The sequence below is a fragment of the Aquamicrobium sp. NLF2-7 genome, from assembly GCF_022359935.1.
GTDB classification, from domain to species: Bacteria; Pseudomonadota; Alphaproteobacteria; order Rhizobiales; family Rhizobiaceae; genus Mesorhizobium; species Mesorhizobium lusatiense.
On the sequence record NZ_JAKSED010000001.1, the window covers coordinates 226456 to 250551 of the forward strand.

The 24096-nt window shown below is 63.1% G+C and carries 20 protein-coding genes, 2 tRNA genes and 2 riboswitches; of the genes, 10 read left to right on the forward strand and 12 right to left on the reverse strand.

The window, feature by feature from the left end:
• Positions 1-23: 23 nt before the first annotated feature.
• Entirely contained in the window at positions 24-1073 is a 1050-nt protein-coding gene (locus tag MIC97_RS01130) for an LLM class flavin-dependent oxidoreductase (RefSeq protein ID WP_239798519.1), read from the reverse strand.
• Between the two features lie 189 nt (positions 1074-1262).
• Between MIC97_RS01130 and yidD the strand changes: the two genes are divergently transcribed.
• From yidD to thrS, 3 genes are all read left to right on the forward strand, one after another.
• Positions 1263-1625, forward strand: a complete 363-nt coding sequence (yidD, locus tag MIC97_RS01135) for a membrane protein insertion efficiency factor YidD (RefSeq protein ID WP_239798520.1) — start codon at positions 1263-1265, stop codon at positions 1623-1625.
• A gap of 163 nt (positions 1626-1788) precedes the next feature.
• A complete protein-coding gene (locus tag MIC97_RS01140; RefSeq protein WP_239798521.1) occupies positions 1789-2994 on the forward strand; it encodes a D-alanyl-D-alanine carboxypeptidase in 1206 nt (401 codons plus the stop codon).
• Positions 2995-3136: 142 nt separating this feature from the next.
• Positions 3137-5125: a threonine--tRNA ligase gene (thrS, locus tag MIC97_RS01145; RefSeq protein WP_239798522.1), complete on the forward strand. Its 1989-nt coding sequence runs from the start codon at positions 3137-3139 to the stop codon at positions 5123-5125.
• A gap of 72 nt (positions 5126-5197) precedes the next feature.
• Here thrS and MIC97_RS01150 read toward each other — a convergent pair whose 3' ends face one another.
• Both MIC97_RS01150 and MIC97_RS01155 read right to left on the reverse strand, forming a co-directional pair.
• Positions 5198-5677 (reverse strand): 6,7-dimethyl-8-ribityllumazine synthase, encoded by a 480-nt coding sequence (locus MIC97_RS01150; protein ID WP_183829304.1) that lies wholly within the window; start codon positions 5675-5677, stop codon positions 5198-5200.
• Positions 5678-5756: 79 nt separating this feature from the next.
• A riboswitch (FMN riboswitch) is annotated at positions 5757-5924 on the reverse strand.
• A gap of 50 nt (positions 5925-5974) precedes the next feature.
• Entirely contained in the window at positions 5975-6874 is a 900-nt protein-coding gene (locus tag MIC97_RS01155; protein WP_239800995.1) for a hypothetical protein, read from the reverse strand.
• 209 nt (positions 6875-7083) lie between these two features.
• Between MIC97_RS01155 and MIC97_RS01160 the strand changes: the two genes are divergently transcribed.
• Positions 7084-7668: a nitroreductase gene (locus tag MIC97_RS01160; protein ID WP_239798523.1), complete on the forward strand. Its 585-nt coding sequence runs from the start codon at positions 7084-7086 to the stop codon at positions 7666-7668.
• Between the two features lie 54 nt (positions 7669-7722).
• Here the strand turns inward: MIC97_RS01160 and MIC97_RS01165 are convergent, their stop codons facing one another.
• Complete coding sequence (locus MIC97_RS01165) at positions 7723-8604, reverse strand: CoA ester lyase (RefSeq protein WP_239798524.1); 882 nt, start codon at positions 8602-8604, stop codon at positions 7723-7725.
• Positions 8604-9056 carry a MaoC family dehydratase gene (locus tag MIC97_RS01170; protein ID WP_239798525.1) on the reverse strand — a complete coding sequence of 151 codons (453 nt, stop codon included), beginning with the start codon at positions 9054-9056 and terminating at the stop codon, positions 8604-8606. The genes MIC97_RS01165 and MIC97_RS01170 overlap by 1 nt, the downstream gene beginning before the upstream one ends.
• A gap of 147 nt (positions 9057-9203) precedes the next feature.
• Between MIC97_RS01170 and MIC97_RS01175 the strand changes: the two genes are divergently transcribed.
• Positions 9204-10328 carry a DUF2336 domain-containing protein gene (locus MIC97_RS01175; RefSeq protein ID WP_239798526.1) on the forward strand — a complete coding sequence of 375 codons (1125 nt, stop codon included), beginning with the start codon at positions 9204-9206 and terminating at the stop codon, positions 10326-10328.
• Positions 10329-10330: 2 nt separating this feature from the next.
• On the opposite strand, the gene MIC97_RS01180 is transcribed toward MIC97_RS01175, so the two are convergent.
• The 6 genes from MIC97_RS01180 to MIC97_RS01205 all read right to left on the reverse strand — a co-directional run bounded on the left by MIC97_RS01180 (position 10331) and on the right by MIC97_RS01205 (position 19616).
• The gene (locus MIC97_RS01180) at positions 10331-12361 is read right to left on the reverse strand and encodes an FUSC family protein (RefSeq protein ID WP_239798527.1); all 2031 of its coding nucleotides are present in this window, start codon (positions 12359-12361) and stop codon (positions 10331-10333) included.
• A gap of 15 nt (positions 12362-12376) precedes the next feature.
• Positions 12377-14479 (reverse strand): DNA topoisomerase IV subunit B, encoded by a 2103-nt coding sequence (gene parE, locus MIC97_RS01185; protein ID WP_239798528.1) that lies wholly within the window; start codon positions 14477-14479, stop codon positions 12377-12379.
• Positions 14480-14711: 232 nt separating this feature from the next.
• On the reverse strand, positions 14712-17519 hold the full coding sequence (gene gcvP, locus MIC97_RS01190) for an aminomethyl-transferring glycine dehydrogenase (protein WP_239798529.1): 2808 nt from the start codon (positions 17517-17519) through the stop codon (positions 14712-14714).
• A gap of 12 nt (positions 17520-17531) precedes the next feature.
• On the reverse strand, positions 17532-17900 hold the full coding sequence (gene gcvH, locus MIC97_RS01195) for a glycine cleavage system protein GcvH (protein ID WP_239798530.1): 369 nt from the start codon (positions 17898-17900) through the stop codon (positions 17532-17534).
• Positions 17901-17905: 5 nt separating this feature from the next.
• Positions 17906-19006, reverse strand: a complete 1101-nt coding sequence (gene gcvT / locus MIC97_RS01200; protein ID WP_239798531.1) for a glycine cleavage system aminomethyltransferase GcvT — start codon at positions 19004-19006, stop codon at positions 17906-17908.
• A gap of 150 nt (positions 19007-19156) precedes the next feature.
• Positions 19157-19244, reverse strand: a riboswitch (glycine riboswitch).
• A gap of 297 nt (positions 19245-19541) precedes the next feature.
• Positions 19542-19616: transfer RNA gene (locus MIC97_RS01205), tRNA-Asn, on the reverse strand.
• A 242-nt stretch (positions 19617-19858) separates the two neighbouring features.
• Here MIC97_RS01205 and MIC97_RS01210 point away from each other — a divergent pair.
• Together MIC97_RS01210 and MIC97_RS01215 are read left to right on the forward strand one after the other, a co-directional pair.
• Entirely contained in the window at positions 19859-20125 is a 267-nt protein-coding gene (locus tag MIC97_RS01210; RefSeq protein ID WP_239798532.1) for a hypothetical protein, read from the forward strand.
• 20 nt (positions 20126-20145) lie between these two features.
• Positions 20146-20751: a YigZ family protein gene (locus tag MIC97_RS01215; protein WP_239798533.1), complete on the forward strand. Its 606-nt coding sequence runs from the start codon at positions 20146-20148 to the stop codon at positions 20749-20751.
• 87 nt (positions 20752-20838) lie between these two features.
• Here the strand turns inward: MIC97_RS01215 and MIC97_RS01220 are convergent, their stop codons facing one another.
• Positions 20839-21357, reverse strand: coding sequence for a hypothetical protein (locus tag MIC97_RS01220; protein ID WP_239798534.1), 519 nt, complete (start codon positions 21355-21357; stop codon positions 20839-20841).
• 320 nt (positions 21358-21677) lie between these two features.
• Here MIC97_RS01220 and MIC97_RS01225 point away from each other — a divergent pair.
• The 3 genes from MIC97_RS01225 (at position 21678) to MIC97_RS01235 (ending at position 24062) form a co-directional block, all read left to right on the forward strand.
• Positions 21678-21751, forward strand: a tRNA-Cys gene (locus tag MIC97_RS01225).
• A 92-nt stretch (positions 21752-21843) separates the two neighbouring features.
• Positions 21844-22512, forward strand: a complete 669-nt coding sequence (locus tag MIC97_RS01230) for a protein-L-isoaspartate O-methyltransferase (RefSeq protein ID WP_239798535.1) — start codon at positions 21844-21846, stop codon at positions 22510-22512.
• 167 nt (positions 22513-22679) lie between these two features.
• Positions 22680-24062 (forward strand): TolC family outer membrane protein, encoded by a 1383-nt coding sequence (locus MIC97_RS01235; RefSeq protein ID WP_345773529.1) that lies wholly within the window; start codon positions 22680-22682, stop codon positions 24060-24062.
• Positions 24063-24096: the final 34 nt, after the last annotated feature.

The following is a 24096-nucleotide window of genomic DNA, read 5'->3' on the forward strand; positions in this document are numbered from 1 at the left end:
ACGGGAGGGGGATTTTCATAAGGTCATTCCGCCAGCAGTTCGCGAACCATGGGAATGACCCGCGTCCCGTAAAGTTCGATCGAACGCATCATCTTCCCGTGCTCCATCGGACCTGACGAATATTTCAGGTCGAACCGCTGGGCGCCGAGCGCCTTGACGGTGGAGGCGATCTTCTTTGCCACCGTTTCCGGGGAGCCGACATAGAGCGAGCCCATATCGGCCTCCGAATTGAAGGCGGCGATCGTCACCGGCCCCCAGCCGCGTTCGCCGCCGATGCGGTCGTGCATCTTCTTGTAGCTCGGCCACAGTTCCTCGCGCGCCTGCTCGTCCGTCTCGGCGATGTGGCCGGGCGAATGCACGCCGATGGGCCGCGCAGGTGCGTTGAGCTGCGAGAGCGCATCGCGGTAGAGATCCGCATAGGGTTTGAAGCGCTTCGGATCGCCACCGATGATGGCGAGCATCAGCGGCAACTGGTAGCGGGCGGCGCGGATCACTGATTCCGGGCTGCCTCCAACGCCGATCCAGGTCTTCAGCGTGCCATGCTCGATGGGCGGATAAACGTGCTGTTCCTGGAGGGGCGGACGCACTGAGCCCTGCCACGTTACCGGACCGCCTTTGATCAGCGCCGAAAACAGATCGAGCTTTTCGGTGAACAGCGTCTCGTAATCGGAGAGCTTGAAGCCGAACAGCGGGAAGGATTCGGTGAACGACCCCCGCCCGAGAATGACCTCGGCGCGGCCGTTGGAGATCGCGTCCACCGTCGAGAAGCGCTGGAACACGCGGATCGGATCGTCCGAACTGAGAACGGTGACGGCGGAGCCAAGCCGGATGCGTTCCGTGCGTGCCGCAATGCCGGCCAGCACCACTTCGGGTGCGGAGACGGCAAAGTCATCCCGGTGATGTTCGCCAACGCCGATGAAGTCGACTTTGGTCTGATCGGCAAGAACCGCCTGATCGATCAGGTTGCGGATCACCTGCGCCTGCGGCAGCAGGGTTCCGTCATCGGCGAAGGTGACGTCGCCGAACGTGTCCAGTCCGAGCTCTATGATCTGCGGTTCAGTAATGTCGGGCATAGCGGCCTCCTGTCCGGCCTGTTGCCGGGCGTTGTGTTGCGCCGAAGATAGTCAGGCCCGACCGTCCATTCAAATGGCTGGAGGCGGCAACGCAGTGTTCACTTATACTTGACGCCGCGCCCTTGAAACATTGCAAAGCCCGCCCGGAAACCGCATCTGTCTGGACGAGCAATCAGCCGGGACAAAAGCGTGACAGACGGGCACAATCATGCACCGCAGGCCGGCAGGGCAGGCCGCAACTGGGCCGGACCGTGGCGCAAAACGCCGGGCCGCGTGCTGGGCACGTCTCTGGTACGCCTCTACCAGCTCACGCTGTCGGGTTTCATCGGCAACACCTGCCGGCATCTGCCGACCTGTTCCGAATATGCCTATGAGGCGATCGCCCGCCATGGCCTGTGGGCTGGCGGCTGGATGGGGCTTTTCCGCTTTCTGCGCTGCGGGCCGGGCGGAACGCGCGGCATCGACAACGTGCCCGAACAGCTCGGACAGCGCTTTCGCTGGTTCCTGCCGTGGCGGTATCGCGAGATCGGCAGAAAACGCGGCTGTGGATAGTCTGCAGATCGTGTCGCCGGATGGGCAATCGTTAAAACTTTCCTCATTATTTGTTAGCAAAAATTTACCATGGTGAGGGTGGAACGGCTTCGGCTTTTTCGATCCCGGGCCTTACATTTTGCCGCGATATTTTTCACAGACGCGATTCGTTCGAGGGGACTTGATGCAGGCTTTTCGTGCTGGGCGGGGTGTCCGCAATTTTCTTGCGGCCCTGTTTGCCGCTGGCTCCATCGTGTTGGGCGCTGGTGCGGCACTCGCCGAAACCTCCTGGGCAGTCTTCGACGTGGACAGCGGCGTTTTCGTCGGCGAGGACGGTGGCAGCCGCATCCAGCCGCCGGCTTCGCTGGCCAAGATGATGACGCTCTACATCACCTTCGAGGCGATCCGCGATGGCCGTCTGCGCTGGGAGGACCGCGTCACCGTATCCCGCAACGCTTCTATCAAGATCCCCACCAAGCTGTGGGTGAAACCCGGCGACACCATCAGCGTGCGCGAAGCCGTGGATGGTATGATCGTCGTCTCCGCCAATGATGCTGCGGCTGCCATCGGCGAGCACCTGGCCGGCTCGGAGGCTCAGTTCGGGCGCCTGATGACGCAGCGCGCCCGGCAGATCGGTATGAAGGATACGGCCTTCACCAACCCGTCGGGGCTGACGGATGGCCTGAAACAGACCACGACCGCGCGCGACATGGCTCTGCTCGGCCTTGCCCTGCAGCGGGATTTTCCGAAGGAATATCGCCTGTTTGCGCAGCCGTCCTTCGTGTTCCGCGGCAAGCTGCGCAGGGGCCACAACAACCTCATGTATCGCTATGGCGGCGTTGACGGCATCAAGACCGGCTACACCGATGCAGCCGGCTACAATCTCGCAAGCTCCCTCAACCTCAACGGCCATCGCCTGATCGGCGTCGTGCTGGGCGGGAAAACGGCCCGCGCGCGCGACAACCAGATGGCGACGCTGCTGACACGCTTCAGCAACGGTGAAACCGTCGAAGCGCCTCTCGTGGCGATGAATGTGCCGGTGCCGACGCCAAGGCCGGCGGTGGAAATTGCCATGCACATGCCCGAGATGCACATGCCTGAAATCGAGCAGGGCGACGGCGGCTTTCCCGTGCCTTCCCTGACGGGCTGGCAGATTCAGGTCGCGGCGCTGCCCAGCCGGGGCGCGGCACAGGAGCTTCTTGATAAAGTGGGTTCGCTGGTGCGTACTGTCCATACGGGAGCTCTTGCGCAGATCGAAACCACATCCCGCGGCGGCCGCACGCTTTATCGCGCCCGCTTCGAGGGCTTCGAGGATCAGGCCGCCGCCACCCGCGCCTGCGCGATGCTGAAGAGCAATCGGCACGACTGCATCACCATCGAAGTTCCCTGAACCGGGCGGCGGTGGATCGCGGGATACCGCGATGCTTCGCCGCCTTTACTCAGGCCGGAACAGGCACTATCAGACCGGCTCGGCATTCAAGCCGCATCAAACCCACCCGCGCTCGTTTGCGGGACTGGATAGGAGAACACCCGTGTCGAATACCGTTTCCCTCACATTTCCCGATGGCTCGTCGCGCGAGTATGACGCCGCGACGACCGGTGCTGCACTTGCGGAATCCATCTCGAAGTCGCTGGCCAAGAAGGCCGTCGCCTACACCTTCGACGGCACCCTGCGTGACCTGTCCGATCCGCTGGGCGGGTCCGGCAAGGTCGAGATCGTCACCCGCGACGATCCCCGCGCGCTGGAACTGATCCGCCACGACGCCGCGCACGTTCTGGCCGAGGCCGTGCAGGAACTGTGGCCGGGCACGCAGGTGACCATCGGTCCGGTGATCGACAACGGTTTCTACTACGACTTCGCCCGCAACGAGCCTTTCACGCCGGACGATTTCGCGGCCATCGAAAAGAAGATGCGCGAGATCATCCAGCGCAACAAGCCGTTTACGAAGGAAGTCTGGTCGCGCGAGAAGGCGAAGCAGGTGTTCCGCGACAAGGGCGAGGCCTACAAGGTCGAGCTGGTCGAGGCGATCCCCGAGGATCAGGACCTGAAGATCTACTATCAGGGCGACTGGTTCGATCTCTGCCGCGGTCCGCACATGGCCTCCACCGGCCAGATCGGCAACGCTTTCAAGCTTATGAAGGTGGCCGGCGCCTATTGGCGTGGCGACGCCAACAACCCGATGCTGACGCGCATCTACGGCACCGCATGGGCGACGCAGGAACAACTCGACCAGTATCTGCACATGCTGGAGGAAGCCGAGAAACGCGACCATCGCCGCCTTGGCCGCGAGATGGACCTGTTCCACTTCCAGGAGGAAGGGCCGGGCGTCGTCTTCTGGCACGCCAAGGGCTGGAAGATGTTCCAGAACCTCATCGCCTATATGCGCCGCCGCCTCGGCGACGACTATCAGGAGGTGAACGCCCCGCAGGTGCTCGACAAGAGCCTGTGGGAGACCTCCGGTCACTGGGGCTGGTATCAGGAGAACATGTTCGCGGTGAAGTCGGCCCACGCATTCACCCATCCGGACGACCCGGATGCCGATCAGCGCGTGTTTGCGCTGAAGCCGATGAACTGCCCCGGCCATGTGCAGATCTTCAAGCATGGCCTGAAGTCCTACCGCGACCTGCCGATCCGGCTTGCGGAGTTCGGAAATGTGCATCGCTATGAGGCGTCCGGCGCTCTGCATGGTCTGATGCGCGTGCGCGCGTTCACGCAGGATGACGCGCATATCTTCTGCACCGAGGATCAGCTTGAAGCGGAAATCCTCAAGATCAACGACCTGATGATGTCGGTGTACAAGGATTTCGGCTTCGAGGAAGTGGTGGTGAAGCTCGCCACGCGGCCGGAAAAGCGCGTCGGCACCGATGCGGCATGGGACCATGCCGAGGACATCCTGCGCCGCGCGCTGGCGCGCATGGCGCGTGAGGACAACCGTATCAAGATTGGCATCAACGAAGGCGAGGGCACCTTCTACGGGCCGAAGTTCGAGTACACGCTGAGGGATGCTATCGGCCGCGAATGGCAGTGCGGCACCACGCAGGTCGACTTCAACCTGCCGGAGCGCTTCGGCGCGTTCTACATCGGTGCGGATTCGGAGAAGAAGCAGCCGGTGATGGTGCATCGCGCCATCTGCGGTTCGCTGGAACGCTTCCTCGGCATTCTCATCGAAAGCCATGCCGGCCAGATGCCGCTGTGGTTCGCGCCCTTGCAGGTGGTGGTGGCGACGATCACCTCCGATGCCGACGACTATGTGAAGCAGGTGGTGGCGAAGCTGAAGGCCGCCGGCCTGTCTGCCGAAGCCGATCTGCGCAACGAGAAGATCAACTACAAGGTGCGCGAGCACAGCCTGGCGAAAGTGCCGGTCATCCTCGTCTGCGGCAAGCGCGAGGCCGAGGAGGGTTCGGTCAACATGCGCCGCCTCGGTTCCCGCGACCAGCAGTCGATGACACTGGACGAGGCGATCACGGCGCTTGTCGACGAGGCGACCCCGCCAGACCTCAAGCGCGCCCGCGCAGGCTGATCAGGCTGGGCTCGGGGACACGAAAAACGGCGGCGGAGCAATCCGCCGCCGTTTTCATTTCGATGACTGAATTCAGGCAGCGGCAGCCAGCTGCGCGCGGGTCCTGCCAATGGTCAGCGCCGCCTCCGCCGCCTCACGGCCCTTCTTGACGAAGTGCTCGGAAAAGATGCGGTTGTGGTGCTCGGTTTCCTGATAGTGATGCGGGGTAAGCGACACCGACAGCACGGGAACGCCGGAATCCATGCCGGCGCGCATCAGTCCGTCGACGACAGCCTGCGCCACGAAATCGTGCCGGTAGATGCCTCCATCCACCACAAGCGCTGCGGCAGCGACAGCGGCATAACGGCCTGTCTGGGCGAGGTCACGGGCGAGCAGCGGCATCTCGAATGCGCCGGGAACGTCGAAGACATCGACCTGTTCGGCGGGAATGAGCTGGGTGAATCCTTCCAGCGCGCGATCGACGATGTCACTGTGCCAGTTGGCCTTGATAAAGGCATAGCGCGCGGAACGGGAAAAAGAAGGGTGAGCTACTTCTGATCGGGCTTGTGTCATGGCGATCTCCTTTCAGCAACAGACACGTCACCCAAGGCGATCACATGAAGGCACTTCGCCCGCATAGTCGGCGGTGCCCACATGTCCTCTTCCATCCGGACTGTAACCGTCGGCTCAGGCATCGCACCTGATCTGCTGACCTTTCCCCACAGGCCGGAAAAGATGGCCGGGAGGAAAGCGCTCGCGGGCTCGCAGGCTACGCCTGCATACCGCCGGTGGGGAGTTTCACCCCGCCCTGAGAACGCTGTATTTGTGTCATGGGAAGAAAACTGTTGCAACCTTGAAAGTGGTGAACAGTCAGTCTGCGGCTTCGGGGTCCACCGCCGAGGCTTCGGACGCCACCACCTCGATCTCGCGGTTGCGGCCCGGTTCCACCTTGAAATCCGTCTGGTAGATGCGGTCGCGGTTCTTGGCGATCACCGTATAGTCGCCATCGGCCAGAACCATCGGCGCGAAGGCTCCAACGCTTTCGTTGACCTGCTCGCCCGCCTCGTTGAGGACCGACCATGACGTATCGGCAATGGCCTCGCCGCCAGCTTCACGCACCAGCTTCAGCGTGACTTCGGCGGCATGGTGCTCCACGGTCGCTTCGGTTAGCTTGCCGGCCTCGACCCTTATGTCGGAGCGGATTATGGCGTTCACCGATCCGTAGGTAGAAACGATGTGGTAAGTGCCGGAATTCAGCCGGACCACGGTGTTCGGCTGCACGTTGGGCAGGATCAGCGGGCGTTCGCCGGGGCTGTCGCCATCACCCTCATAGATCGCAAAGCGCAGTTTTGCCGGCGGAATGCGCCCGCCGCCTACGGCTACAGCGTCAAGCTTGAGGCCGCCCGCGTCGAGAACGAAGCTCTCGCGCTGGGGCTGCCTGCCCACGGAAATGCGCTTGGTGGCGCCCGCCCGGCCATAGGAGGCGTGGACCAGATAGCTGCCCGGTTCAAGCTCGAACGAGGTGGTGCCGCCCTGAGCCGAGGCGATCAGCGGCAGTTTGCCATCTGCATCCGGCTCGGGCCTGAAAACACGCCACACCATGCCGCGGCTGATGTCCTCTCCGCCCTCGGTGAGATGTGCGCTGAGGGTGACGTTTCCGTCCGGGACGGCAAGCTGGGCGTCGCTGTGCGGCGTCGCATAGCTGGAAATGCCGGGGAGTTTGAGTTCGCCGATGCCGTCATCGTCCTGTGCCCCGGATGGCACGGACATGGCCATGCCGAGCGCGGCGGCCAACATGATCGGGGAAAGACGGCGAACCGCTGCAAACATACCTTGCCTTGAACCGCAAGCTGGTGGCAATTTCAAGGCCCGACAGCATCCGTGTGGACGGATGCCTCCATTTTCCGGCAATGCCCGGGCAGATCGCAAGATCGGGCGCCCCAGCCGCCGGTCCCAATCCCACCGGAGGATGCGTGCCGATGAACGAGACGATCATGGACTTCCTGCTGACCAGAACCTCGGTTCCGGTTCAGGACCTGAAGGCTCCCGGTCCCGACGATGTCCAGATCGCGAAGATCATCGCGGCGGCTTCCCGCGTGCCGGATCACGGCAAGCTGGCGCCGTGGCGCTTCATCATCTATCGCGGCGAAGCGCGTGAGGAGGTCGGGCGCCGGCTGGTGGCTCTTGCCGAAGAGCTGGAAGGCCCGCTGCCGGAAGGGCGACGCATGAAGGAGCAGACGCGGTTTTCGCGCGCGCCCGTCGTGATCGGCGTGGTCTCGACGCCCAAACATCACCCGTCGATACCCGGCTGGGAGAAATTCCTCTCAGGCGGCATGGCGGCGATGAACCTCATGATCGCGGCCAATGCGCTGGGCTTCGGCACCAATCTCATCACCAACTGGTATTCCGATAGTCCCGAAGGCAGGGCGGTGCTGGGATTGGCGCCCGACGAGCGCGTCGTCGGCTTCGTCCACATCGGAACATCCGAGGGGCCAGTGCAGGACCGTCCGCGCCCCGACCCGGCAACGCTTTATGCGGATTACACCGGCCCGTGGCAGGGATGATCATGCTCAATAAAAGGAGAGCGTGATGGCGATTCAGGGAAAAGTCATCGCGCTCTATCGGGTCACACCCGCGACCCGTGCCCGTGCCAGAAGGCGCTCGGCGAGGCGCAGGTGAGGACGGTCGTACATCTTGCCGCCGATGCCCACCACGCCCGGATTTCCGGCGGCTTCGAACGCCGCCACAACGGCTTGCGAATGCTCGATGGCCTCGGCTGATGGCGTGAAGGCGGCGTTGATGACGGGAACCTGTGCTGGATGGATCGCCATCTTGGCGGTGAACCCGTCGCGCTCGGCTTCAAGGCATTCGGCTTCCAGCCCGGCCAGGTCGCGGAAATCAGGGTACACGCTGTCGATGGCCGTGGTTTCGGCAGCCGATGCCGCGAGCAGCGTGACGGTGCGGGCTAGCCTGAACACGTCCGTATAGCGCCCGTCCGCATCGCGTGCCGAACGCGCGCCGATGGCTGCCGACAGATCCTCGGCGCCCCATGTCAGCCCGGCAAGGCGGGCGCTGGCGCCGGCATAGGTTGCACCCGTGAAAAGCGATGCAGCCGTCTCCGTGGCAATGGCGATGATGGCGATGCCGTCATCCGGCAATCCGTTTTGCGCCTCATGCACGCGCAGCTTTGCGGAAAGCTGCTGCACGTCCGCGCCGCTTGTCGATTTGGGCAGCATGATGCCCTGCGGGCGCGCGCCCGCCACTGCGGCGAGGTCGCCATCTGTGAGGCCGGTCGAAAGATCGTTGACGCGCACATAGACGGCAGGCTTTCCGCCTGACTGGCGTGCGGAAAGGAAATCCGCGGCGATGCGGCGCGCGTTTTCCTTGTTGGCCGGCGCCACGGAGTCCTCAAGGTCGATGATCACCACATCGGTCCCGGATGAAAAGCCTTTCTCCAGCTTCTTTTCCGAATCGCCGGGAACGAACAGAAGCGAGCGCATCAGGCCGGCCTCTTCAGCATCATGGCCTGCCGCAGGCATTTCGCCACCAGAACCTCGTTCTGGTTGTAGGCCCTGTGTTCCATCTCCACGATGCCGCGATCGGGCTTGGATTTCGATTCGCGCACCGAGACGACGGTGGTTTCCACCCGCACCGTATCACCATGGAACAGGGGGTGCGGGAACACCGTGTCCGTCATGCCGAGATTTCCGATGGTGGTGCCCACGGTAAGGTCGTTCACCGCGATGCCGATCATCAGGCCGAGCGTGAACAGGGAATTGACCAGCGGCTTGCCCCATTCGGTCTTCGAGGCGAAATCGAAATCGATATGCAGGGGCTGCGGGTTCAGCGTCATCACCGAAAACAGCATGTTGTCGCTTTCGGTGACGGTCTTGCGCAGCGTGTGGCGAAAGACGTGTCCGACTTCGAATTCCTCAAGATAAAGACCGGCCATTGCATTCTCCTCTTCGTGCTTTCTGATAGGGCGCTGCCGCATGTCCCGCAAGCGTCGCCTTCACGCTGAAACATGGTGAACGCTTTATTAAGCCATCGAATCTATCCTGCGTTGCATGGCCGGGGCTGGCCTGGTGGGGCAGGGCATATGATAGTTGTTTCGCATTTCCTGAAGTGGATCTGCACGGCGAAGGTCTCGGAACGCGCGGCCGCGGCTGCCGCTCTCGCCCACGCCTATGTCAACAATACGCTGCCTTTCGAGGACCGCTGCGCGGCCGAGGCGGCGCTGACGCTGCTGCTCGACGATCCGTCTTCCAAGGTGCGGCAGGCCATGGCCGAGGCGCTTTCCATGAGCCGGCATGCCCCGGTTCAGGTGATTGCTGCCCTTGCCGCAGACCAGCCGGAAGTGGCGGCTCTCGTCGTTGCCCGCTCGCCGCTTTTGACGGATGCCGATCTCATCGACCGCGTTGCTGCGGGAACCCTCGCCACCCAGAAGCTGGTGGCAGACCGCCCCTTCGTCTCGATGCAGGTGGCTGCCGCAATCGCCGAGATCGGCGAAGCGGATGCCTGCGTGACGCTGCTTAAAAACTGCGGGGCGGATATTGCCTCGCTGAGCTTTCGCCGCATGACAGAACGTTTCGGCCATCTGGGGCCGGTGCGAGAGGCGCTCGTTGGCGATGTGCGGTTGCCAGCGGATTGCCGCCACACTCTGCTTGTCAGGCTTGGCGAAACGCTGAAAGGATCGCCGCTGGTGCAGGCGCTGATGGGTGCTGCGCGCGCCGACCGTCTGCTGCGCGATGCCTGCACGAAGGCGTCGCTGACGCTGATAGAGGCAACCAATGCCGATGAACATGAGGCGCTGGCCGAGCATCTGCGCCTGCGCGGCGACCTGACGGCTTCCTTCCTCATTCGCACTGTTGCCCATGGCAAGATCGATTTCTTCGGCCGGGCGCTGGTGGTTCTGACGCGCCGCAGCGAGCAGCGCGTCGCCTCACTGCTGGCCGCCGGCAACGACGTTGCCCTGCGTGCCTTGCTGACAAGTGCCGGCCTTGCCGATGCCACCCATGCCATCATCCTGCGTGCACTGAGAATCTGGCGCGAGGTCGCCAACGGCAAGCGCGTCGCCGGCGTTCAGGAGGTAAGCTGGTTGATGCTGAAGGAGCTCGGCGGGCAGGGAGCGCAGGGCGATCTTGCTACGCTGGTGAAATCCATCCATCTCGATGCGTTGCGTGAAAACGCGCGTGGCCACGCCCTCGCCATAGCCGCTGCCTGAATTCAGGCCCTGCGACTGAAAAAGGCCGGGTGATCCTCGATCGCCGCCGCGATAACGCGCATGGAGGCGGCGGCCTGCAAGGCCTCGGCGTTGCCGGAAGCTGCGATCCGGCCTGCTGTCTGGCGAGCCTCGGCAACCGTTCCTGCCCATGACGAGCCGGCAGGCTTCACCAAAAGCCCGCGCGCCACCTGGCGCAGGAAATCACCTGCCTCTTCCTTGTCTGCTGCCGTCAGCCCGCTGCCCAGCATGGAAATGCGCAGGCGCAGCACCGAAAGGCCGGCCGTCACCGCCGCCACGCTGCCGGCGATGAGCGCCTCGCCTTCCTTTCCGCTTCCCTGCAACAGGGGCATCAACTGGCTTATCCGGTCGTAGGCGAGGCTTTCGAAAGCGGATCGCTTTGCGATGCGCTCATGCAGGCACAGGCGCGCCAGATCCTCACGCATGACGCGCACGATGCCTTCGGCCGTGCGGCGCGGATTGGCGGGAAGCACGGTGAGGAACACGCCGATCGCCAGCAGGATGCCGATCAGTATCGAGCCGGAACCGGCAAGAAACTCCGCCGGGTCGTAGCTCATGAGCTGGTGCGGGCTCAGGAAGGCGAGGAAATTGATCGCAAATGCGGTCGCGACGCCGGTCAGGCGCGGATTGGCCATGGCAAGTGCCGCCGGCACCAGTATCGGCACCACGAACAGCGCGAACCAGAAAAATCCGGGAAAGGCGGGCAGGAGCACCTGTCCGACCACGAAGGCGAAGGGCAGGGCAAGAAGAGTGCCCTTGAAGAAACCCCATGCGACCTTGACCGGAAACGGCCGCGCCGCGAACAGGCTGGCCACGACGGCGACGATGACGACGATGCCCGCCGCGCTCGACCATTGCGTTTCCAGCCAGAAGGCAGCGACCAGCGCCGTGGCCACCATGGCGCGGATGGCGTTGCGCCGTGCCGCATCATGGTCGCGGTGAATGACGAGAGCCGGCTGCCGGCGCAGGCTTTTCTGCCGGTCCGGCTCGTGGCGCAGCATGTCGAGCCCGCGCAAAGCGCCTTTCAACGCATGGACGAACTCCCGCACCAGCGCCAGCCGCGACGCCGTGGCAACGGGATCGTCCCCGTCCGTGGATCGCGCCATCGCCGCCATGGCTGTGATCTCGTCGAGGCGTGCGATGAAGTTGGACGTATCGTCGAGGGCGCCGGGCGCGGCCAGATCGTCGACCAGCGATTTCAGCGCGTCGCGTATGGGTTGCAGCGCCTCGTTGTCCGGCAGCGAGTGCTGGCGCAGCATCCGGGCCGCCGAAATGGCGGACAGCAGATGGCCGATAGCGCGCCGCACGGAATGGGCGCGGCTGGCGCGTCCGGGCATTTCCAGCCGCGCATAGGCGCGCATTTCGCTGAGCGCCTGTATGTCCGTCACCAGCTTGCGGTGAACGGGCCGCAGCGTCGAGATGTCGGCGCCTGAAAAAGCCCCTCGCGCATAAGTGGCAAGGTCGCTGATGCAGCCGGCCAGCCGGGTTCCCATGGCTTCCGAAGCCAGTTGCGGCAGCATGAGCCGGCTGCTGATGCCGGCGCATAAGATGCCGATGACGATCTCGCCGCAGCGCGCCAGAGCCAGATCGTGAAGCAGATGCGGTTCGGCAAAGCCGGGCAACCCGATGATGATTGCCGTATAGCCGGCAAGGGCAGCACCATAGGCTTCCGGATTGCGCAACAGCGAGGCGAACCAGGTGCAGATCCCGATCCACAGTGACAGCACGGCGAGGAACAGCCAGGCATGTCCGCCGAACAGCGGCACCATGATGAGCGCTGCAAGTGCGCCCGCCAGCGTTCCGATCAGCCGGTAGAAGCTTTTGGCCAGCACCATGCCGGCAACGGGCTGGGCGACGATGAACACCGTCATCATGGCCCAGTGCGGATGCTCCAGCCGCAGGGCATAGGCCACAAACAGCGCGACAAGACCGGCAAGCGTGGTGCGAAGTGCGAAAACCCAGTCGCCGCGCGTCGGACGCATCAGGCCTGCAAGCGTGTCCCTGATCCGGTTCATCGCTCGCATAAAGGATCAGATGTCCAGCGCGTCGGCCTCGGCGAATTCGGCACGCTCGGTGATGAAGCGGAAGCGTGCTTCCGGCTTTGTCCCCATCAGCGCATCCACCGCATCGCGGGTTGCTGCTTCCTCATCGATCACATCGACACGCAGAAGCGTGCGCTTCTTCGGGTCCATGGTGGTTTCCTTGAGCTGATGCGCCATCATCTCGCCAAGGCCCTTGAACCGCCCGATCTCCACCTTGCCGCGCCCGGTGAACTGGGTACGCAGCAATTCGTCCTTGTGGGCGTCGTCGCGCGCATAGGCGACCTTGCCGCCCTGCCGGATCGAATAGAGCGGGGGCACCGCCATGTAGAGATGCCCGCCATGAATGAGCTGCGGCATCTCCTGATAGAAGAAGGTGATGAGCAGCGAGGCGATGTGCGCGCCGTCGACGTCGGCGTCGGTCATGATGATGACGCGGTCGTAGCGAAGGTCCTGATCGCGATATTTCGAGCGCGTGCCGCAGCCGAGCGCCTGAACCAGGTCGGAAATCGTCTGGTTGGCGGTGAGCTTGTCGTGACCGGCGCTGGCGACGTTGAGGATCTTGCCGCGCAGCGGCAGGACGGCCTGCGTGGCGCGGTCGCGCGCCTGCTTGGCGGAGCCACCAGCCGAGTCACCCTCGACGATGAACAGTTCGGCACCTGCGGCGGCATTCTGGGTGCAGTCGGCCAGCTTGCCGGGCAGACGCAGCTTGCGCACGGCGGTCTTGCGCGACACCTCGCGCTCCTGACGGCGGCGAACGCGTTCGTCGGCGCGCTGGATCACCCAGTCGAGCAGCTTCGAGGCTTCCTGCGGGTTGTCTGCCAGCCAGTGGTCGAACGGATCGCGGATAGCGCTTTCGACGATGCGCACGGCTTCGACCGTCGCAAGGCGATCCTTGGTCTGGCCGACGAATTCCGGTTCGCGGATGAATACGGACAGCATGCCGGCGGCCGAAATCATCACGTCTTCCGACGTCACCACCGAGGCGCGCTTGTTGCCGACCAGATCGGCATAAGCGCGCAGGCCGCGCAGCAGCACGTTGCGCAGTCCGGTTTCGTGCGTTCCGCCTTCCCCGGTCGGAATGGTGTTGCAGTAGGAGTTCAGGAAGCCGTCGCCGCCGTACCAGGTCACGGCCCATTCGACGGAGCCATGACCACCCTGACGCTCGGTCTTGCCGGCGAAGATTTCGCGCGTGACCTGAAAATCGCCGCCCAGCGAGGCGGCGAGATAATCCTTGAGACCGCCCGGATAATGGAACTCGTCCTTCGGGGGCGTGGTGTCCTTCTCGCCGATCAGCAGGGGATCGCAGCTCCAGCGGATCTCGACGCCGCCGAAAAGATAGGCCTTGGAGCGCGCCATCTTGTAGAGGCGCGCCGGATCGAACTTCGCGCCCTTGCCGAAAATCTGGTCGTCCGGCTTGAAGCGGATCTTCGTCCCGCGCCGGTTGTGGATGTCGCCCAGATGTTCGAGATCGCCGAGCGGCTTGCCGCGCGAGAAACGCTGCCGATAGAGCTTGCGCCCACGCGCGATCTCGACTTCCAGTTCCTCAGACAGGGCGTTGACGACGGAGACGCCGACGCCATGCAGGCCGCCCGAGGTTTCATAGACCTTGGAATCGAATTTGCCGCCGGAGTGCAGCGTGGTCATGATGACCTCGATGGCAGGGCGGTTGTATTTCGGGTGCAGATCGACGGGAATGCCGCGGCCATTATCGGTCACGGTCAAAAAACCGTCGGCGGAAAGCTCCACCTCGATGAAGGTGGCGTGGCCGGCAACGGCCTCGTCCATCGAGTTGTCGATGACTTCGGCAAACAGATGATGCAGCGCCTTTTCGTCGGTGCCGCCGATATACATGCCGGGCCGGCGCCGAACCGGCTCCAGCCCTTCCAGAACCTCGATGTCGGCCGCGCTGTATCCGTCGCCGATTGGCGCAGGCGCGGAAGGCACAGGCTTCGGCGGCGGGGAGGCTACCGGGGCAGCAGCCGTCGCCGCCTTGCGGGCCGCTTCCACAAGCGGATCGGCCGGGCGTGCAGGTGTGCGCACCGGCTGCGGCTTGTCATCGATGCGGGCGAAAAGATCGTTGCTGTCGTCCATGCGGGTCCGTGAGCGGAGGCTGCGAATCACCGGTTAGTCTGCCACGCTTTGGGGGCGAGCGCGACCAAGGTTCCGGTTCTGTTCAGGATCGTTTCCACGCAATACAGAGGATTGGCGCGGGGAGCAAGGGCCGGACGGTTCCAAACGCTACGCTGAAAAGCCAGACACTGCCCTGGAAAGCAGGAGGCCGGCATTTTGCGCCGGCCTCTGCCATGTTTTCTACCGGATCGGCTTACTCGGCCGCGTCACTATATTCGGACACGGGCGGGCAGGAGCAGATAAGGTTGCGGTCGCCGGCCACGTTGTCGATACGCGACACTGGCGGCCAGTATTTGACGATGCTGTCGGCATTTTCAGCCGGGTAGGCGGCTTCCATGCGCGAATAAGGATGCGTCCACTCGCCGGCCAGAACCTCGGATGCCGTGTGCGGCGCATTGATCAGCGGGTTGTCATCGGCCGGCCATACGCCCTTTTCCACCTTGGCGGCTTCGTCCGCGATGGCGATCAGCGCTTCGCACAAACGATCGACTTCAGCCTTCGGCTCGGATTCCGTCGGTTCCACCATCAGCGTTCCGGCAACCGGGAACGACATGGTGGGAGCGTGGAAGCCGTAGTCGATCAGTCGCTTGGCGATGTCGTCGACGGTGATGCCGGAACGGTCCTTGAGCACGCGCGTGTCGAGGATGCACTCATGCGCCACGCGTCCGCCACGGCCCCGGTAGAGCACCGAGAAGTGGTTGCCGAGCCGCGCCACCAGATAGTTGGCGGACAGAATGGCAATTTCCGTCGCCTTCTTCAGGGTGGGGCCCATCATGCGGATATACATCCATGTGATGGGCAGGATCGATGCGCTGCCGAAGGGGGCTGCCGAAACCGCATGAGCGGACCCTTCCGCGACATGGCCCGGCAGGTGCGGAGCCAGATGCGACTTCACGCCGATCGGCCCGACGCCCGGGCCACCGCCGCCATGCGGGATGCAGAAGGTCTTGTGCAGGTTCATGTGGCAGACGTCGGCGCCGATGTCACCGGGGCGAGCGAGACCGACCAGCGCATTGAGGTTGGCGCCGTCGAAATAGACCTGACCGCCATGCGCGTGCACGATGTTGCAGATGTCTTTGGCGCCTTCCTCGAACACGCCATGCGTGGACGGGTAGGTGAACATCAGGGCCGCCAGATTGGCGCCGTGCTGTTCGGCCTTGGCCTTCAGATCGTCGATGTCGATGTTGCCGTCATCGGTGCAGCGCACCACCACAACGCTCATGCCGGCCATCGCGGCGGAAGCCGGGTTGGTGCCATGCGCGGAGGAGGGGATGAGGCAGATGTTGCGGTGCCCTTCGCCGCGCGACTTGTGATAGCCGCGAATGGCGAGCAGGCCGGCATATTCGCCCTGGCTGCCTGCATTGGGCTGCAGGGTCACGGCATCGAAGCCTGTAATCTCGGCCAGCCAGCTTTCGAGCTTGGCGATCATGTCGCGGAAGCCGAGCGTATGTGCCTTCGGGGCGAAGGGATGCAGGTTGGCGATGCTCGGCCAGCTCACCGGCATCATTTCAGCCGCCGCATTGAGCTTCATGGTGCAGGAGCCGAGCGGGATCATGGCGCGGTCGAGCGCCAGATCCTTGTCGGCCAGCCTGCGCAGATAGCGCATCATGTCGGTTTCGGAGCGGTTTTCGTGGAACACCGGCTGGGTGAGGAACTCCCCGCCGCGCGGCTTGCCGGGCAGGCTGTCCGAAGCGGCGGCGGTGGCTTTGGCGCCGAACAGCGTGGCAATGGCTTCGAGGTCGACTTCGGTCGAGGTCTCGTCGAAGGCGATGCCGATATGATCGGCATCGATGACGCGCAGCAGCCTGCCGCCCTTCTCGGCTTCAGCGGCAATCGCCTCTGCCTTGCCCTTTACTTCGGCGGTGACCGCATCGAAGCGGCGGCTGCCGAGCACCTTCACACCTGCGGCGGTCAGCCCTGCGGCCAGTCCGTTGGCGAGCCTGTGGATGCGGGTGGCAATAGCCTTCAGGCCGGACGGACCGTGCCAGATGGCATAGGCGGTGGCCATATTGGCGAGCAGGGCCTGCGCGGTGCAGATGTTGGACGTCGCCTTGTCGCGGCGGATGTGCTGCTCACGCGTCTGCAGCGCGAGGCGGAAGCCGGGGCGCCCATGCGCATCGACCGACTGGCCGACCAGGCGGCCGGGCATCAGGCGGGTCAGCTTTTCCGAAACGGCGCAATAGGCCGCATGCGGACCGCCAAAACCCATCGGCACGCCGAAGCGCTGCATGGAACCGACGGCGATGTCCGCGCCGAGGCTTGCCGGCGAGCTGGTAACGGTCAGCGACAGCGGATCGGACACGAAGATGACCAGCGCGCCGGCTGCCTTCGCCTTCTCGATCGCCGCCTTGTGGTCGCCATAGACGCCATTGGCGTCCGGCCATGAAACGACGAGCGCGGCGGTGTCGTCATCGATCGTGTCGCCATCGATCACGATGTCCAGCGGCTCGGCGCGGGTGTGCAGAACATCGAGGGTCTGCGGCAGCGGTACGCCGGCGAGCGCAATCTTGTTGCGCTTGTCGCGATGATGACGCACGGCGATGCCGACGGCCTCGGCGGCAGCCGTGGCTTCATCGAGCAGCGAGGCGGACGCCACCGGCAGGCCGGTCAGCTCCGACACCAGCGTCTGGAAATTGAACAGCATTTCCAGGCGGCCCTGGCTGATCTCGGCCTGATAGGGCGTATACGCCGTGTACCAGGCCGGGTTCTCGAACATGTTGCGCTGAATGACCGGCGGCACCTGAACGCCATGATAGCCCGCGCCGATGAAGCTCTTCATGACGACATTACGCGACATGGTTGCCGAGAGTTCGGCAAGCGCTTCGGCTTCGCTGGCCGGAGCCGGCAGGGCGAGAGCGCGATCGAGGCGGATCGATTTCGGAACAGCCTGATCGATCAGTTCATCGACCGAAGCGACGCCGATGCGGGCGAGCATGGCGCGCACATCGTCATCGCCGGGGCCGATATGGCGATCCGTGAAAGTAAAGGGTGCCGTGGTCATTGTCTTGTCCTGTCAGCCGATATGGGCGTTGTAGGCCGCTTCATCCATGAGACCGTCGAGCTGGCTCGTGTCGGAAAGCTTCATCTTCCACAGCCAGCCGTCGCCGGTGGCGGCGGAATTCACCAGTGCCGGGTCTGAGGAGAGCGCCTCGTTGGCTTCGGTCACTTCCCCATCGATGGGCGCATAGACGTCCGACGCTGCCTTGACGGATTCCACCACGACGGCTGTGTCGCCCTTGCTCAGGCTCTTGCCGGTCTCAGGCAGTTCGACGAAGACGAGGTCCCCAAGCTGCTCCTGCGCATAGTCGGTGATGCCGACGGTCGCCACATCGCCCTCGACGCGCAGCCATTCGTGGTCTTCGGTGTAATAGGTCGTTGCCATGAGCATTATCCTTTGCGGTAGCGATGCGGTGTGAAGGGCAGGGCATGTATGTCGACCGGCACTTTCGTGCCACGCACATCGGCATACAGCCTGTTACCAACGGCTGCCTGAGTGGCGGGCACGTAGCCCATTGCGACCGGGTGTCCGGCCGAAGGACCGAAACCACCCGAGGTGATGCGGCCGGCGGGATTGCCGTCCGCATCGAAGAGGGAAGCGCCGGCGCGCACCGGCTGGCGTCCTTCCGGCTTGAGACCGACGCGCTTTTCTGAAGCGCCGCGGGCAATCAGGTCGCGCAACGCGTCTGCGCCCACGAACCGGCCTTCGGCGCGCACGCTCTTCGGCACGGCCCACATCAGCGCCGCATCTACCGGATTGGTGTCGGGCGTGATGTCGTTGCCATGCAGGCACAGACCGGCTTCGAGGCGAAGGCTGTCACGGGCGGCAAGGCCCACCCACATCACGCGCTCGTCGGCGAACAGTTTTTCGAGCAGTTCGCGAGCGTCCTTTTCCGGAAGGCCAATCTCGAAGCCGTCTTCGCCGGTATATCCCGAACGTGTCAGGAACCAACCTTCGCGTGGCTCGACCCCATGCATGAAGAGGAGCGCGCCGGTTTCGACGCCGGCCTTGTTGAGCGCGGCTTCGGCTTCGGGCCCCTGAATGGCGAGGAACACGCGATCGAGCGGATCGATGGTGACGTCGAGCCCTTCAGCGAGGCTGCGCAGATGCGCCTCATCCTGTGCCGCATTGCCGGCATTGGCCACCAGCATGAAGCGGTCATCGCCAAGACGGGTGACGATCACGTCGTCGAGGATGCCGGCGACATCGTTGAGCAGGAAGGAATATTTGGACTGAAGCAGCGGCAGCGCCGCCGAATCAAGAGGGCAGGCGCGTTCGAGAAGCGCGCCGGAACCGCTGCCGGAAAGCTCGATCAGCTTCATGTGCGAGATATCGAACACGCCGACATGTTCGCGCGTGTGCAGATGCTCTTTCATGACGCCGGCCGGATAGGTCAGCGGCATGGACCAGCCAGCAAAGGCGCCAAAGCGCGCTCCAGCCTGTTTGTGCAGATCTTCAAGGGGTAGGTGCTTGTCTTCAGGGCCTGCCATAACTTCTCCAGAACAACACGAAACCGGCCGCAACGGCGACCATTCGTGCCCCTCTGTCTGAAGCCTGAGAGACTCGTGCAACCGGAACTCTGTCGGCGGCACTTACACCTTCGGCGCGAGGCAGCAATGCCTCGACTTTCCAGAGTGTCGTTCCTGCTTACGGTTCTTTTGCCTGAGAGATTTCGGGCGATTTCCCCTTCGGCGGCAGCTTTGCGCTGCTCTCTCCCGCAAACAGTTGAAGCCCTTGTGAGGCCCCCCGACGCCCGAATGCATAGACTAGTCGTGCAGACTTGTCACCTGTGTCGCGGATGGTCGCAGAAGATTGTTTTCGGCATCGGCAAGATGCTGGCCGGATACCGTTCTCAACGTATCAGGGAGGCGAGCGCAGCTTGACAATTGTAGCATCGGTATAATGCGTCAGCATATGTGCTGATCCGCAGCCGGCAGATCACAGGCTCAAGCATGCCCGGACAGGCACTAAGCAAGGCATACCAGATAATCGAAGGGATAATTCACATGCCTTTGCCACTTGAAGTGGCTCCCCGGGACGGATTCGAACCATCGACCAACCGGTTAACAGCCGGTTGCTCTACCGCTGAGCTACCGGGGAACAGCAGGCTCTTGCGTGAACGAGGCAGCCTATAGCAAACCCTTTTCGGCTTTGCAAAGAAGCATTTCGCTTTTTTTACACCATTTTCACAGACCTGCTCGAAATGTCGCAGGCCTGTGGCCATATTGACCCCACAGCCAGCCGTCAGGAGCCGGAGGTTAAGAGCAGAAACATGGGCTGAACCGCGGATTTGCCGAGATGTCGTGTTGCCGGATACGCATCTGAACGGTGCATGGAGAATTATGATTCAGGACGATTCCTCAAACGGTTGTGAAGAGACGCGCCGGAAGATCACTTTGCTGGGCAAGGAGTTTACCCTGCCGCGGTCGCGCCGTGCGCGCATCGCCATCGGCATAGCCCTTATGGTGCTCGGCTGTTTCGGCTTCCTGCCGGTGCTGGGCTTCTGGATGATTCCGCTCGGGCTTCTGATACTCTCCTATGAATTCGCCCGTGTGCGCCGCTGGCGCAGACGCGCCGCCGTATGGTGGGAGCGTCGTCGCCGCCGCTAAGGCGTTCGCTTTCATGATACATGGGGGAAATGAGCAAGCTTTTTACACTTATCGACACGGTATCCGCGCGGCTCGAAGTCAAAAAGAGCCGGTTTGTCGCCGTGGCAGGACCTGTCGCCGATGAAGCTGCGGCCAGAGCCTTTATAGATATGCATGCCGAACGCACCGCAAATCACAATTGCTGGGCGTGGCGTGTGGGGCAAAATTACCGGTTCAGCGATGACGGAGAGCCCGGCGGGACGGCGGGAAAGCCGATCTTGCAGGCCATTGACGGTCAATCGCTGGATAACGTGGCGGTGGTGGTCACGCGCTGGTTCGGCGGCGTGCTGCTTGGAAGCGGTGGGCTGATCCGTGCCTATGGCGGAACGGCGGCGTCATGTCTGCATGAGGCTGCCAGAAAACCGCTGGTGGAAACCTTGTCAGCCACGGTCGCCTGCGGGTTCAGCGATCTGTCGCTTGTGCAGTCGAGGCTGGAGGCCGTGCCGGATGCGAAGCTTCACGCGCCCCGGTTCAATGAGAGTGGGGCCGAGCTTTGCTTCGATGTGCCGAAGGATGCGGCATTTGACATAGAGCGCCTGCTTGCCGATCTGACTGCCGGTCGCGCGCGTGTTCAATGGAGTGGGTAGCCGGGGGAGTGGCTAGCCGGGGAGTGGATAGCCGGAAGGAGCGCTGTCCTGCGGGAGACTTGTTCCTTCCGGCCGATTGCTGCGTTATCAGCTGTCGCGTTTTGCCTGTGCAATCGCACCGGCCTTGCGCTGGCGGCCGAGTTCCATGGGTCTGATCAGGTTCTTGGGCCGCTGGGACGCCGCATTGCGCATGCCCTGATGGGCGTGCCGCGTGTTGAGAGGCGCTCCCTGATCCGTGGAAGCCTGCTTGAGCTGGAGTGCCTTGCGCGCCAGCTCGGCTTGCGAGACCTGCGCGGCCATGCGCTCGCGCCGTGTGCGTTCTGCATTCAGACGGCGTACTGCCTGCGAAAGCACTTCCTGCTTTGTGCTGTTGCCAGCTGCGGACGTTGCCGCCTCCCCGCCTTTGGGGGCCGCCTTGCCGCGCATCTCCCGCCGGCGGCGCTGGATTTCCCCCTGCGCCTTGTCCCGCCGTTCACGCAAAAGCTTGATATGGTGGGAGAGATCCTTATCCGACAGCTCCTGCAATGCAGGATGGCGGGTATTGGCTACAAGCTCCTGCTCGGCCTTATCCAGTGCCCGTTCTTCCTCTTTGCGGCTAATGGCCATGATATCTCCTTCTGTCTTTAACGCCTCAGCTAACCATACCCGCCGGCTATTGCAAAACCGCTGCATGAGGTGAGGTGAACCGGCAGGACAAACGTGCCGGAGGGCGAGGCAGTTCCATTCCGGCCGGATAATCACGATTGCTCCGAAATGGCTGGCAGGGTCAGGGATTGCGCTTTCGGTGACATTTTTCAGCGTGATGCCGGCGCACCGAAGATGGCTCTTTAGAATGAAGCAAGGAAAACATTGAGAATGACGGAGAGCGGCTTGACTGGGAAATGGGGCTAACCTATTGAGGCCGCTGGAACGCTTGCACAGCGTGGGGCCTCGTGGCGGAGTGGTTACGCAGAGGACTGCAAATCCTTGCACCCCGGTTCGATTCCGGGCGAGGCCTCCAGTTTTTCAGGGCATCCTGCCGCATTCGGCAGGATTTGTTCGTTCCAACGTACTGAAAGCGCGCAGTGCGCGCCAGAGCGGGGCAGCTTGCACATGAGCGCTGATTTTACCGAACGCCGCGTCAAAATGGTCGACGGACAGATTCGCACGACCGATGTGACCAATGTTCCGCTGTTAGAGGCCTTCCTTTCGGTTCCGCGCGAACTGTTTGTCGACGAGTCGGTTCGCGAGCTGGCCTATATTGACGAGGATATCCGCATCGCCGACGGTGATGGCGGTGTCCGCTTCCTCATGGAACCTTCGCCGCTCGCCCGTCTTCTCCAGGCAGCCGAAATCAGAAACAGCGATTCGGTCCTCGATGTGGGGTGCGGCACCGGCTACTCATCGGCAATTCTTTCGCAGGTCGCCGCCTCTGTAACCGCGCTGGAAAGTGATGCGGAACTGGCCGGCAAGGCGCGCGAGACGCTGGGGGCGCTCGGTTGCGGGAATGTTTCCGTGGTGGAAGGCCCGCTTCGTGATGGCTGGAAAACCGCCGCGCCTTATGATGTAATCGTATTGCAGGGCAGCATTGACGAGCTTCCGGAGCAGTTGCAGGTGCAGCTTGCCGAGGGTGGCCGGCTGGTTGCCGTGGAGGGCAGGGGCAATGCGGGCGTCGCCCGTATCTTCCTGAATACCAATGGTGTTGTAACCGGCAGACGTGCCTTCAATGCGGCAATTAGGCCACTACCGGGATTCGAACGCAGCAGAGTTTTCGAGTTCTGAATGGATTTAACTTGCAGCCGAAGCCTAGGCATGATGGCTTGGCGCCTGAACCGAATCTGATGCGGGCCGTGAGGGTCGTATCTGCGGTGTGTATGAGCGTAAGGGCGCAACAAGCCTGAACAGGATTTCAGTTGCGTCGTCATTGATTTGTAAAGTTGAGGGTCGACGTGCAGTCCTTTAGCAAGACCGTTTTTGCCGCCCTTTTGATCACCGCAACGGCTTTGTCGCCGGTTGCAGCTTCGGCTGAAACTATCACCGGAGCGTTATCAAAAGCTTACCGCAACAACTCCCAGCTTAATTCTGCGCGCGCCGGCGTTCGCGTGACCGATGAGGACGTGGCCATCGCCAAGTCCGGATACCGGCCGAACGTCGTGGGCTCTGCCAGCATCGACTACACCGAAAGGCGGCGCAGCGACATGTCGACCCGCCTGACCTCGGGAAGCTTCGGCGTTCAGGTCAATCAGATGCTGTTCGATGGCTTTCAGACCAAGAACACCGTCGCTGCGGCCGAAGCGCGGGTTCGTGCCTCGCAGGAAAGCCTGCGCAACACGGAAGAGAACATCCTGTACAGTGCCGCACAGGCATATATGAACGTCATTCACGACCGTCAGGTCGCGGCCCTCACACAGCAGAATCTCGAGTTCCTCAACGAGCAGACACGTGCCGCACGTTCGCGCCTTGAGGTCGGCGAGGGCACCCGCACCGACGTCGCGCAGGCTGATGCTGCGCGGTCGAACGCGGAGGCCCAGCTCAGCGCCGCCCGCGCGCAGGCTCTGGCCAGCGCCGCTGCCTATCGTCAGTTGATCGGTGAGGAGCCGGGACAGCTCAAGGCCGCCGCACCGCTGGCCAAGCAGCTGCCACGCAGCCTCGACGCGGCGGTTGCCGTCGCTTCCCAGGAGCATCCGGCGATTATCGCAACCAGCCATCTCGTCGATGCCGCCGCTTTTGGCGTGAAAGCTGCTGAAGGAGCCTTGTTGCCGTCGGTGACTGCATCCGCCGGCATTTCGCGCAACTACAGCCACACCTCTCCCGGTGGCATCAGCAATACCGACGGATATTCCAACGCCGCCAACATTGGCGCTACGCTTTCCGTGCCGATCTATCAGGGTGGCCGTACCTCCGCTCAGGTGCGCAAGTCGAAGGAACAGCTCGGTCAGGCCCGTATCGAGGTCGATGTCAGCCGCGATCAGGTGCGGCAGGCGATCACCGCAGCCTGGACAGGCTATACCGCCGCGCAGGAAGCCGTTGCCGCTAACCGCACCGTGGTCAGTGCCGCCCAGCTCGCCCTGAACGGCGTTATCGAAGAGCGCAATGTCGGCCAGCGGACCACGCTGGAGGTTCTGGATTCGCAGCGCGACGTGATCAATGCCAAGATCAACCTTGCCAGTGCGGAGCGCGATGTCGTTCTCGCCAGCTATGCCATTCTTCAGGCCATGGGCAGGCTGTCGGTCGAGCGTCTGGGCCTGCAGGTCACGAAGTACCAGCCGGAAGAGCATTACAATGCGGTCAAGGACAAGTGGTTCGGCCTGCGCACGCCGGATGGCCGCTGACGCGTTCCGAGCTTTTTGAGCTTCAGAGAAAAGG